General features: G+C 64.2%; 9 protein-coding genes and 1 riboswitch. Of the genes, 5 read left to right on the top strand and 4 right to left on the bottom strand.

Going from position 1 to position 12,362, the window contains the following annotated elements; all coding sequences use genetic code 11:
- On the top strand, positions 1-1,020 hold a 1,020-nt coding region (locus JWR89_RS18125; RefSeq protein WP_299718629.1), incomplete at its 5' end, for an HlyD family secretion protein.
- Positions 1,007-2,596 carry an MFS transporter gene (locus JWR89_RS18130; RefSeq protein ID WP_299718631.1) on the top strand — a complete coding sequence of 530 codons (1,590 nt, stop codon included), beginning with the start codon at positions 1,007-1,009 and terminating at the stop codon, positions 2,594-2,596. The genes JWR89_RS18125 and JWR89_RS18130, both read left to right, overlap by 14 nt.
- Before the next feature lie 193 nt (positions 2,597-2,789).
- On the opposite strand, the gene JWR89_RS18135 is transcribed toward JWR89_RS18130, so the two are convergent.
- Positions 2,790-3,536: an SDR family oxidoreductase gene (locus JWR89_RS18135; RefSeq protein ID WP_299718633.1), complete on the bottom strand. Its 747-nt coding sequence runs from the start codon at positions 3,534-3,536 to the stop codon at positions 2,790-2,792.
- A 100-nt stretch (positions 3,537-3,636) separates the two neighbouring features.
- Between JWR89_RS18135 and JWR89_RS18140 the strand changes: the two genes are divergently transcribed.
- Positions 3,637-4,905: a Zn-dependent hydrolase gene (locus JWR89_RS18140; RefSeq protein ID WP_299718635.1), complete on the top strand. Its 1,269-nt coding sequence runs from the start codon at positions 3,637-3,639 to the stop codon at positions 4,903-4,905.
- On the opposite strand, the gene JWR89_RS18145 is transcribed toward JWR89_RS18140, so the two are convergent.
- Complete coding sequence (locus JWR89_RS18145; protein WP_299718638.1) at positions 4,902-6,932, bottom strand: EAL domain-containing protein; 2,031 nt, start codon at positions 6,930-6,932, stop codon at positions 4,902-4,904. The genes JWR89_RS18140 and JWR89_RS18145 overlap by 4 nt on opposite strands.
- Before the next feature lie 346 nt (positions 6,933-7,278).
- Positions 7,279-9,039, bottom strand: coding sequence for a chloride channel protein (locus JWR89_RS18150; RefSeq protein WP_299718640.1), 1,761 nt, complete (start codon positions 9,037-9,039; stop codon positions 7,279-7,281).
- Positions 9,040-9,179: 140 nt separating this feature from the next.
- A riboswitch (cobalamin riboswitch) is annotated at positions 9,180-9,394 on the top strand.
- Positions 9,395-9,574: 180 nt separating this feature from the next.
- Here JWR89_RS18150 and JWR89_RS18155 point away from each other — a divergent pair.
- Both JWR89_RS18155 and JWR89_RS18160 read left to right on the top strand, forming a co-directional pair.
- Positions 9,575-11,602 (top strand): TonB-dependent receptor, encoded by a 2,028-nt coding sequence (locus JWR89_RS18155; protein WP_299718641.1) that lies wholly within the window; start codon positions 9,575-9,577, stop codon positions 11,600-11,602.
- Entirely contained in the window at positions 11,602-12,123 is a 522-nt protein-coding gene (locus tag JWR89_RS18160; protein WP_299718642.1) for a tyrosine protein phosphatase, read from the top strand. Before JWR89_RS18155 ends, JWR89_RS18160 begins: the two co-directional genes overlap by 1 nt.
- A 137-nt stretch (positions 12,124-12,260) precedes the next feature.
- Here the strand turns inward: JWR89_RS18160 and JWR89_RS18165 are convergent.
- Positions 12,261-12,362, bottom strand: a 102-nt coding sequence (locus JWR89_RS18165; protein ID WP_366142999.1) for an adenosylcobinamide-GDP ribazoletransferase, incomplete at its 5' end; no start/stop codon positions are given.

The raw sequence follows: 12,362 nt of genomic DNA on the forward strand, positions 1-12,362 counted from the left end.
GTCGTCGTCTTCATCGTGCTGGCGACGGTGCGCTGGGATGTCTGGGTCGGCGGTCGCGCGATCCAGACCACCAACGACGCCTATATCCGCGCCCAGACCTCGCGGCTGAGCAGCCGCGTCGCCGGCGAAGTGAAGGCCGTCGCCGTCAACGACTTCCAGCGCGTCAAGGCCGGTGACCTGCTGATCCAGATCGATCCCGCGGACTACGCAGCACAGGTCGCGCAGGCCGAGGCCTCTGTCGCCGGCGCGCAGGCCGCGCTCGACAATCTCGCCAACCAGGTCGAGCTGCAATACGCCACCATTGCGCAGGTCGAGGCGCAGCGCGTCTCCGCGCAGGCCGTGGAAGTCGAGGCGCAGCAGGAACAAGAACGCCAGCAGTCGCTGACCAAGACCGAGGCCGGCACGCGGCAGAAGTTCGAGCAGGCCGTCGCTGCCTACGCCAAGGCGCAGGCCGATGTGAAGGCGAGCGGCGCCATCATTGCCGCGCAGCGCCATCAACTCGAAGTGCTGGCCGGCACCAAAAAGCAGCGCGCCGCCGATCTGCTCGGCGCCAAGGCATCGCTCGACGCCGCCAAGTTGCGGCTTGGCTACACCAGGATCTTGGCACCTTTCGATGGCGTCGTGAGCGAGCGCCAGGTGCAGCCCGGCGACTACGTCAATATCGGCTCCAGCCTGATCAGCGTGGTGCCGCTGCCCGACGTCTATGTGATCGCCAATTTCAAGGAAACCCAGTTGACACGCGTCAAGCCCGGCCAGCCTGTCGAGATCGTCGTCGATACGTTCTCCACCGAGCCGCTACGCGGCCGCGTCGAGCGCATCTCGCCGGCATCAGGCTCGCAATTTGCGCTGCTGCCGCCGGACAACGCCACCGGCAATTTCACCAAGGTAGTACAACGCGTGCCAGTGCGGATCGTGCTCGACAAGGGCCAGCCGCTGCTGGAGCGGCTGCTGCCCGGCATGTCGGTGACCGCCAGTATCAACACCGATGCGTCCGTGGCCGACAGCAATGGCGGAAAATAAGGTTATCGAAAGCGGCCCGGTCTCGACCGGCGAGGTTTCGCACCGGCCGATCTTCGCGGTCGGCGCGGTGCTGCTCGGGGCGTTTCTGGCCAATTTCGACACCAGGCTGTTCTCGATCGGCCTGCCGGATATTCGCGGCGCGATGTCGCTCAGTTTCGACGAAGGCGCCTGGCTCAGCACCGCCGCGACCGCGTCGCAGATCTTCATCGCGCCGGCGGTGGCCTGGATGGCGACGGCGTTCGGGCTGCGCCGGGTGCTCGGCATCCCCGCGCTGGTCTATGCGGTGATCTCGCTGCTGATCCCGCTGGTCCGCGACTACAGCGTGCTGATGACGCTCAATATCGTGCACGGCCTGTTGCTCGGCACCTTCGTTCCCGCGACACTGCTGATCATCTTTCGCAACCTGCCGATGAAATGGTGGCTGCCGGCGATCGCGATCTATTCGATCCGGGTTGGCTTCACGCTCAACTCCGGCATTTCTCTGGTCGGATTCTATGTCGATCATGTCGGCTGGCAATGGTTGTACTGGCAGGACTGCTTCATCGCGCCTTTGCTCGCGCTGTTCGTCTGGCTCGGCACGCCGCACGAGCCGGTCAACCGGGACCTGGTCGAAAAGGCCGACTGGGCCGGCATGCTGCTACTCGGAACCGGCATGGCTATGATCTATGCCGGGCTCGACCAGGGCAACCGGCTCGATTGGCTCGGCTCCGGCACGGTGGCGGCGCTGCTCGCCGGCGGCGCGTTTCTGACGATCGGTTTTTTCATCAACGAGTCGATCGTGGCGCGGCCCTGGGCCCATGCCGAGGTATTGCTGTCGCGCAATATCGGTCTCTCGCTGGTGGTGATCCTGCTGTACACGCTGACCAGCCTGTCGAACTCCTCGCTGGCGCCGAACTTCCTCGTCACCATCGCGCAGCTTCGCCCGGAACAGTCCGGCATGCTGTTTCTCATTTATGCCGTGCTGCCGATGGTCGTACTGGTGCCGCTGTCGATCTACCTGATCCGGCACTACGACGTGAAGCTGACACTGATCGTCGGCCTGTCGGCCTTTGCCGCCGCCGGCCTGCTCGGTACGCAACTGACCCATGACTGGTCGCGCGGCGACTTCATCCCGATGGTGTTGCTGCATTCGCTCGGGCAGTCCTTCACGCTGCTGCCGATCGTGATCCTCGCGCTGTCGAATTCCGATCCTAGCCGCGCCACGGCGTTTGCCGCCTATATCCAGGTGATGCGGCTTGGCGGCGCCGAGATCGGCATCGCGCTGATGGGCACCTGGCTGCGGATACGCGAACAGATCCACTCCAACCTGCTCGGTCAGCATGTCGCGAGCGGCGACGCCGACGTCACCGGCATCCTGGCGCAGCTCACCGCACGCTTTTCCAGCCACGGCGCCGGCCTCGCGCAGGCCCGCGGCGTCGGCACGCTGGCAGGGCTGGTGCAGCGCGAGGCCAATACGCTGGCCTATATCGATGGCTTCTGGCTCACCGTCTGGTTCGCCATCGCAGCCTTGGTCTGCGTCGCGCTGATCGGCAACGCGCCGAAGGGGCCGTTTACGCCGACGTCGCAGAAGGGGTGATCTCGTTCTTCCCCTCTCCCCTTGTAGGAGAGGGTGGATCGAACCGCGAAGCGGTTCGAGACGGGTGAGAGGTAGTGTCTTGCTCCGAAGAAACCCCTCATCCGTCGCGGACTTCGTCCGCGCCGCCTTCTCCCACCTAACGAAGCGCCGCTTCGCGCGGGGGAAAAGGAAGAAGAAAGAGTGCTGCCCGTGCTCACATCGCCGTGAACGAGCGATTCCAGGTCGGGCTGATCAGCACCTCGTTGATGCAGACATGCGGCGGCATGCTGGCGATGAAGGCGATGGTTTTGCCGAGATCGTCGGGCTGCAGCATCCGCGCCATCACTTCCTGGCTCGGCGGCACCGGGCGGTTCTTCATGATGTCAGTCGCCACCTCGCCGGGCGACAGGCAGCACGCCCGTAGTCCGTTGACGCATTCGTCCATGTTGAAGGAGTGCGTCAGCGCCAGCACCGCATGCTTGGTCGCGGTATAGGCCGGCCCGGTCATCTTCGAGACGATGCGGCCGGCCCACGAGGCGACGTTGATGATGCAGCCGTCGTGCTGCGCGCGCATCGCCGGCAGCACCGCGCGCATGCAATACATCACGCCGTTGAGGTTGATATCGACAATCTGGTCCCAGCCGTCCTGGGTGACGTCCTGCCAGCTGCGTTTCGGTAGGTTGACGCCGGCGCTGTTGACCAGCAGATCGATGCGGCCGTATTTGGCAAGGATCGCGTCGGCGACCTTCTGGACGTCGGCGGCATGGCTGACATCCAGCGCCATCGCCTCGACGGGCTTGCCGCCGTGGCCGAGTTCGTCGGCGACGCCCTGCAACACGTCGGCGCGGCGGCCGGAGATGATCACCGTCCAGCCATCGGCCAGCAGCGCCTGCGCGCCGGCCTTGCCGATCCCGGTGCCGCCGCCAGTAACCCAGGCAATTTTCTTGGTGGTGCCGTCCATTCAGCGTCTCCCGTTGGTTTCTTGATTCATGGCGCGCAAAGTGTTCAACAATTGCCGCGAAGACGCCAGTGCCGGCGGCCCACCGAAGCGAGTTTCAGCCTTGAACACGACCACCGACAGCAAGCCGCCGATCGATCAGGACCGCCTGTGGAACGACCACATGGCGCTGGCCGCCATCACCGATCCCGGCAAGCCATGGACGCGACGCTCGTTCTCGCCGCGTTTCCTCGAAGGCCGCGCATGGCTACGCGAACAGTTTCTGGCTGCCGGCATGACGGTGCGGCTCGACGCCGGCGCCAATCTGATCGCGCGGCTTGAAGGCACCGTGAAAGGCGCGCCGCCCATCATGCTCGGCTCGCATTCCGACACCGTGCCGTCCGGCGGTCGTTTCGACGGCATCTCTGGCATCCTTACCGCGCTGGAAGCGGTGCGCGCGCTGCAGGCTTCGAACTATCCGTTCCGGCACCCGATCGAGATCGTCGACTTCCTCGCCGAGGAACCCAGCGAATACGGCCTGTCCTGCGTCGGCAGCCGCGCCATGGTCGGCGAACTAGATGCGAAAATGCTGACCTACACCAATGCGCAGGGCGAGACGCTGGCGGATGCCATCATCCGCGTCGGCGGCGACCCCGCGGCGATCCCGCACATGGAGAAGCCGGTGATCGCCGGCTATCTCGAACTGCACATCGAGCAGGGCGTGGTGCTGGAGCGCAACAAGCTCGATCTCGGCCTGGTCACCGGGATCGCCGGCATTACCCGCGTCGAGATCGCCTTGAAGGGCGCGGCCGATCATGCCGGCAGCACCCTGATGCGGTATCGCCGCGACGCCAGCTTGCCGGCCGCCGAACTGTTGCTGCTGGTAGACCGCGAGGCCCGCGCCTTCGCTGGGCGAAATGAGGGCCACTTCGTTGCCACGGTCGGCGTGCTCGAGATCAGCCCGAACGCCGCCAATGTGGTACCGGGCGGTGCGCGCATGATCATCGACATCCGCGCCGAGAAGGTCGCGCTTGTCGATGAATTCGTCGCGCTGCTCGACCGCGAGAGCACGGCGATTGCCGGGCGTCTGAATGTCGATCGCGAGGGTTTCGCGATCCTGTCGCAGAATCCGCCAGCGCCGTGCGATGCGCACCTGCGCGACCTGCTCGGCCGCAGCGCCGACAAACTCGGCTACTCGACCACGACGCTGGCCTCCGGTGCCGGACATGACGCCGCGTTCATCTCGCATATTGGACCTAGTGCGATGCTGTTCATTCCGTCCAGGGACGGCAAAAGTCACTGCCCCGAAGAATGGTCCGAGCCCGAGCAACTGGCGGTCGGTGCCGCGACGCTGTTCGAAACCATCCGGCTGCTCGACGGGCAAAACATCTAACGCTGCGGAGCGCCGATCGACGAGACCACCGACCTCGTCCAGCCACTTGCCTCCTCGAGTTGCAACGCCCCGCAGTTGGACGCGGCGATATAGTCGCGGACGCGATCGACTCTCATCGGCTTGGCGAAGAAGTAGCCCTGCATGAAGCGGCAGCCCTCGGTGCGCAGGAACTGGGCCTGCTCATGGGTCTCGACGCCCTCGACGATGCATTCATAGCCAAGGCCGGTGCACAGACCGATCATGGTGCGCAGGATCAGGCAGGCGGCCGGATCATCTTCGATCTTGGTAATGAAGCTGCGGTCGATCTTCACCTTGTCCAGCGGGAGTTCGCGGATGCAGCTCAGGCTGGAATAGCCGGTGCCGAAATCGTCGAGCGAAATCCGCGCGCCAAGCGCCTTCAAGGCATTGAGCGATTCCGTGGCCAAAGCAAGATTGCCCATCACGGCGGTCTCGGTGATCTCGAAATCGATCCGGCTGGGTTTAACGCCGCTATTCTCGACCACGCTGATAATCTTGAGGATCGATAGCGGGGAGGTGAGGTCGATGGCGGAGAGGTTGAACGAAATCCGGACCTGCTCAGGCCACGTCGCCGCACCCTCCAGAGCCTTGCGTAGCAGCATCGGGGTGAGCTGGGCGATCAGACCCGAGCGTTCGGCCGCGACGATGAAGCGTATCGGCGGAACGTTGCCGAGCGCCGGGCTTTTCCACCGCGCCAGCGCCTCGAAAGTGACTGTCTGGAAAGTCTTGGCCTCGACGATGGGCTGATAGGCGATCCATAACTCGCGCTCCAGGTCGGCATTCATCAGCGCCTGATCAATCACGCTGGCTTCGCGGATCGTCGCCTCGTGTACGGCAGAGAAGCCGACAATGCCGCCGCGATCGTGTTGTTTGGCATAGAACAGCGCGTAGTCGGCGCGTTCGAACAGATCCTCCGCGCTCTTCGCGACCTTCGGGAATTCAGCATAGCCGATCGAGCAACCGATGCGCACGGTGAGATCGTCGATTTCGAACGGGGCTTCGAAGATATCGATGAGGAGCTTGCGGGCCGCGACGGCGGCTTGCCGGTCCGTGACACGGTCGCTGATCAGGACGAATTCGTCTCCGCCGAGACGTGCGAGAAAGACCGCGGGATCGAGGCGCGCGCGCAGCCGCTTGGCAACGGCGATCAACAGGCGGTCGCCCATGAGATGGCCGTGGACGTCGTTGATCGGCTTGAAGCCATCGAGATCGATGATGCCTACTCTCAGCCGCTTGTTGGCGGGATCCGCTGCCGCGACCGCCATCCGCCGCTCCAGCTCGGCGAAAAAATGCCGGCGGTTGGGAAGGCCGGTGAGGATGTCGGTATTGGAATTGCGCAGATTGGTGTCGCTCATGGCCTGCAGTTCCGCCTGCTTGGCACGCAACGCGCTCCCGGAATTCACGCGCTGCTCGAATTCGCTGTAGTTAGTCAGCAGCATGAAGGTCACGGCGATGGCGACGATCGCAAAGTTGATGGCGATGGACGCCAGGACGACATTGCCGCTGGAGCCCAGGAACGCTGTGAACGGAACAACCACCAGCGCCATCACCAGCAGCGCGGCGGAGCGCAGATGCATCAGGCAGAAGCCGCAGCCGATCGCCGTCACGCCCATAAAGAATGCGACCTGGCCCTGCATGTAGGCGTCGCCATAGCTGAACAGGCTGAGACTCCAGGCGCTGAATCCGGCGCCGAGCAATCCGGCCAGTGCGATCGTGCTGCGCAGCCATCGGATCGCCTGTTCGAAGCTGATGGTGCGATGACGCGAACGCCACCACATCGCCGTCCGCCAAATACAGATCGCGTCGAGTACGCCCGGCAGATAGAGCGTCAGCCAGTCCGGCGCGCGGCCGTAGTGTGTGACAGCCAGCGCCAGCGTGTTGAGCACCACGAGCGCATACATGATCGGTACTTGCCGGCTGAACGCGGAAAATTTGGCTTGCAAAAGTTCGGGATTGTCGTCGGGCGGCGAAAGCACGGTCTTGAGGGAGGAGACGATATTGATAAGCATTCTGCTATTCCGTCATCGAAGGTTCTCTAAGTACCTATCGGAGATTGCTTAACGAGGAGATATTCTGAATCGAAGTTGTCGCTGTGGCACAACGACTTCCCTTGCGCGTTCTGCTACCGACATAGGTATCCCGGGAAGCGCAGTGGCGACGGTTGGCAGCCTTTCATCGCGCGGTACTCGAGCACCCGCCGGCATTCGCTGCCCGGCCAAATGGGTAACGAGGCACCAAATATCGTCGTGCAAGTTAAATGGCTTGGCGCCCCAGCGTGTTGAACGAGCATCGACGGTGCTCCGCTATGTCGGGAGCCGACATCCATGGAAATTCGTCGGCGACGATCGGTCGCTTTCAGACTTCGCCTAGCACGTCGCGCCGGCGCCTTTCCGACTCCTCGGCATAACGCCGCAGCACATGGGCCTCGGTGAGGACCCCAATCACCCGGCCGCGATCGAGCGTATCCAGCACCGCCAGCGACTCGGCCTCGGCGCGGTCGAACGCCGCGACAGCCTCCCGCACGTTCCAGTCCGGCAGCAGCGTGAAGCCGCGGCTGCGCAAAATCTCGCGAAGCCCGTTGGCAGGATTGCGCTCCGGCGCGTGGGCATCGGCGACCAGCACGATGCCGGCGTACCGATCGTTGCCGTCGACGGCGATCACCTGGGTCTTGGACCCCAGCGGAAATTTTTCGCGAAACTGCGCGATGCTGATGTCGGCATTCACTGTCACCATGTCGGCGCGCATCATGCTGCGCACAGTGAGGTCGCGAATCCAGCCGACATCGGCCGCGCTGCGAATCGTCTCGCCGCGCAGATGCATCCGCCAGGTTGCGAACGAGTAGCCGAACAGCTCGCGCGTAGTTTGCGTCGAGACGATCACCGCGATGAGCACTGCGGTCGTGAGCCACAGGTTGCCGGTCGCTTCCAGCGCGATGAAGGTCATGGTCAGCGGGCCGCCGATCACCGAAGCCGACAGCGCACTCATGCCGATCACCGCATAGACGCTGGTATCAAGATGCAAGGCCGGCAACAGCGCAGAGAAGCCGGCGGCAAACAGGTGGCCGCCGATCGCGCCGAGAAGCAGCGAGGCGAAGAACAGTCCGCCGCGAAAACCCGAACCGAGCGAGATCACCGAGGCGATCGCCTTGAGCGCAAAAACGGTCGCGAGTGCGGTGAGCGGCGCCGTCATACCGCCGGTGACGTGCAGGGCGCCGTGACCCGAGGACAGGACTTCCGGCGTGATCAGCGCCAGCAGGCCGACGATCAGGCCTCCCAGCGCCGGTCGCAACGGCGGCCACAGCCGGACCTCTGCCAATACCGCGTCGCACAGCGCTACGCCGCGCATGATGCCTATGCCGACCAGCGCAGCGATCAGCCCAAGCAGGGCTGCGACCGCGAGGTCCTGGCCGGTGACTTCACCGATCTGGTTGACCGAAATGCCGAGCGACAGCGGCGAGAACAGCCGCGTCGCCGCATAGCCGGCCACCGCGGCGACGCCGATCGGCGTCAGGCTGGCCGGGGTATAGCCGCCGATGATCAGTTCGAATGCATAGAACGCGCCTGCCAGCGGGGCACCGAAGGCGCCGGCGATGGCCGCGGCAGCGCCGCACCCGACCATAATTCGCTGGTCGTTGCGCCGCAGGTGCAGCGCGCGGCCGATCGATGAGGCGACGCCGCTGGCGATCTGTGTATAGCCAGCTTCCAGTCCGACCGAACCGCCGACGCCGCTCGACCACACCGTCTGCAGCGCGACGATAATGCTGCCGCGGAACGACATCATGCCGCCATGCAACGCGTTTGCCTCGATCGGATCGATCTCGCGGCCCGGCCGCCAGCGTAGCAATACCAGCAGCGCGATGCCGAGCAGAAGTCCCCCGAGCATCGGCACCAGGATGGCGCGGACCGGATCGATCGTGGTCTGGCTCGACAGCCGCTCGCCGAACGGCAGGTTGAACAGGACCACGTGCAACAGGTTGACCGCTCCACTCATGGCTGCCACCAGCAGTCCGGCGATGCCGCCGATCAGGGCCGCGACGGCCACCAGACTGATCTCGCGCGAACGCACGAAAGTGCGCAGCCAGCGCGGCGCTTCGAGGTAGGGACCGGATGCGGGCATGGCAGAAATCTGCTTGAACGGAAGGGCAAACCAAGCCCGCTTGTAAGGGGCCTTGGCCGGCCAAGCCACCGACAATTCTGCCACAACTTGCGGTAAAAACGGGCCTTAGCTGCAACATCATTGACTCTCCATTGCCGCAAACCTTAGATCACGGAGACGGTTCCCTGCTTGGGGATCAAAAGGGAATGCGGTGCGGGGCAAATTTTTCCTGGAGAATTCCCCAATGCCGCGGCTGCCCCCGCAACTGTAAGCGGTGAATCTTTCGTCACATGCCACTGGGAAACTCGGTCCTGGGAAGGCGACGCAAGGTATCGACCCGCGAGCCAGGAGACCTGCCGTCAAACGTGGTCACACGCGAAGATGTCGGTCGGGGATTGCAGACATTGGCTTCATCGGAGATGCCGACGGCATCGTGGTGAGACTTCGTTCGCTGTGACGTGCCACAACGTCAAGCCGAGGTCGAACGATGTCTTCCCTTTCCGCCGTTGCGCGGCAGCGTCGCTGCCTTCTCACGTGCACGCTTCTCGTGCCGCTGATGTCTCTCGATATCGCGCCGGTTTTTGCGCAGCAGAGCCCCGAGCTGCCGGCTATCAATGTCACTGCCAGCCGGCTGTTTAATGGCATCGTCGGCGCGTCCACCTCGGTGATATCGGCCGATGACATCGCGCATTCGCCGGCGCTGACCGTGCAGGAGATCATCGCCCGGACGCCGGGCGTGCAGGTGCAGAGTCTGTATGGCGGCGTCAACGGCGCCGGCACCTCGGTCGATCTGCGCGGCTTCGGCGCTTTCGCCACGGCCAATACGCTGGTGCTGATCAACGGCAGGCGGCTCAACGACCTCGATCTCGCCGGCGTCGATCTGTCCACCATCCCGCGCGACTCGATCGAACGCATCGAGATCACCAAGGGCAACAGCGGCGCCGTGCTGTATGGCGACAACGCGGTCGGCGGCGTCGTCAACATCGTCACCAAGACCGGTTCGGCGAAGCCGCTTGCGATGCGCGTCGAGGGCGGCGCGGGTTCGTTCGGGCAGCAGCTGGGATCGGCGTCGGTGGCCGCCAATGCCGGGCCATGGTCGTCATCGTTCTATGGCAGCGGCATTCGCTCCGACGGCTATCGTGACAACAACGCGCTGACCCAGCGCGCTGGCGTGGGCGATATCCGTTACGCCACGCCGGACTTCTCGGCATTCCTAACCCTTTCCGGCGACAACCAGCACCTCGGGCTACCCGGCGGGCGCACCGTCGATCCCTCGATCGGCCTCAATCAGTTGCTCACCGATCGTCGCGGCGCCACCACGCCGCTGGATTACACCGACAAGCAGGGCGTCAACGTCACCGCCGGTTTCACGAAGACGCTGTGGAGCGGCGCTGAGCTGATCGTCGATGGCGGCGTCCGCAACAAGGACCAGCAGGCCGGCTTCTTCGGGCCGCTGCCGCTGTCCAGTTTCAACGCCAGCTATGTCGATACCAACCTGCAGACCTGGTCGCTGACGCCGCGGTTGAGCATCAAGAACATCGTGTTTGGCCTGCCATCCGATGTGCTGACCGGCATCGACTACTATGACGCGACCTATCACTCCAACCGCAGCCAGTTGCAAGGCACGGCGCCGATCCATGTCTACGACCTCTCGCAGCGGACGCTGGCTTCCTATTGGCAGCAGACCGTAAGCCTGCTGCCAAGCACCGACGTGTCCTATGGCGGCCGTATTCAGCGTACCAGCCTGAGCGCGCGGGATCGCTTCGACATCAATGCGCCCGGCGCCTTCGATACCCAGGCGCTGCCACTCAACAGCGACGAGACCCAGCATGCGCTGCATGCCGGGCTCGAGCATCGCTTCAACGACGTGTTCGCCGTGTTCGGCCGCGTCGCCAGCGCTTTCCGCACGCCGAATGTCGATGAGCGCGTGGCGTCCGGGCCGTCCTTCGACGCCAACTTCAACCCGATCCCCGGCACCTTTTCGCTGAAGACCCAGACCTCGCGCGACATCGAGGCCGGCTTCCGCATCAAGGCCGGCGGCTTCGCGGTGCAGTCCAGCATCTACGGCATGGATCTTAGTAACGAGATTCACTACAACCCTGTGCTGTTCTACAACACCAACCTCGATGCGACCCGGCGTTACGGCTCGGAAACCAGCGCGTCGCTTCAGCTCAGTGAACCGGTATTACTGCGCGGCGGGCTGGCGCTGACCCGCGCGGTCTTTCGCGAGGGTGTGTTTGCCGGCCACGACGTGCCGCTCGTGTCGCCGCTCACGGCCAATGCTGGCGTCACCTGGAACGTGTGGGATAGATTCATCGTGCTCGATGCCACCGTGCGCTACTGGAGCAGCCGCCGCATGGACAACGACCAGTTCAATACCCAGCCGGTGATCCCCGCCAATGCGACCATCGATCTCAAGCTGAGCGGCGAGTACGATCGCTTCTTCTGGTCGCTCGCGGTCAACAACCTGCTCGATGCGCAATATTACGACTACGCCGTCGCCAGCACATTTACGCCCGGCCGCTTCAACGCCTATCCGCTGCCGGGCCGCAGGTACATGGTCAAAGCGGGAGCTACGTTCTGATGATGTATGTCAGCTCCCTCGGCGGCCTCCCGGCTGTCGCGGCTTCGCTCGAGTCGTTCGACCTTCTCACGCTGCTGTCGCCCAGCGCCACCGAGCATGACTGGACCAGGCTCGCGCATGCGCGCCACCTGCAGTTGACGTTTCACGACATCACTGTCCCGACGCCGGGCCTGATCCCGCCCGATACGGAGACAATGCAGGCGATCCTCGGCTTCGGCCGCGATGCTGCGCCGGAGCGGCCGATGCTGATTCATTGCTGGGCCGGCATCAGCCGCTCCAGTGCGGCCGCCTATGTGATCGCTTGTGATCGCAACCCCGGCTTCGAAAGCGAGATGGCCGCCGAGTTGCGCAGGCGTTCGCCTAGCGTCACACCAAACCGGCTGATGGTGCAACTGGCGGACGATCTGCTCGGCCGTCGCGGCGTGATGGTGGACGCGATCGCGCGGATCGGCCGCGGCGAGGCCGCATTCGAAGGGACGCCGTATCAAATGCCGCTGAAGTGGCCGCTGTCGGATCGCTGACATCTTGCCCTGGACGCGATGCAATACGCGGTATTGCTTCGCAGAGCCCGGGCCGTTGCGCGCGACAGAAATTGGGATGGTCCGGCTCTGCGGAGCGGCATAAGAATGCCGCACCGCGTCCGGGACAAGCGCTGAGCTCAGAGGCTCATCGCCGCCGCCACACCGAGCAGAAAGCCGATCTCGAACACCTGCTCAATCGCTCCTAACACGTCGCCGGTATAGCCGCCGAGCAGGCGGCG

Source organism: Tardiphaga sp., assembly GCF_028290785.1.
In the GTDB taxonomy this organism is placed as follows: domain Bacteria; phylum Pseudomonadota; class Alphaproteobacteria; order Rhizobiales; family Xanthobacteraceae; genus Tardiphaga.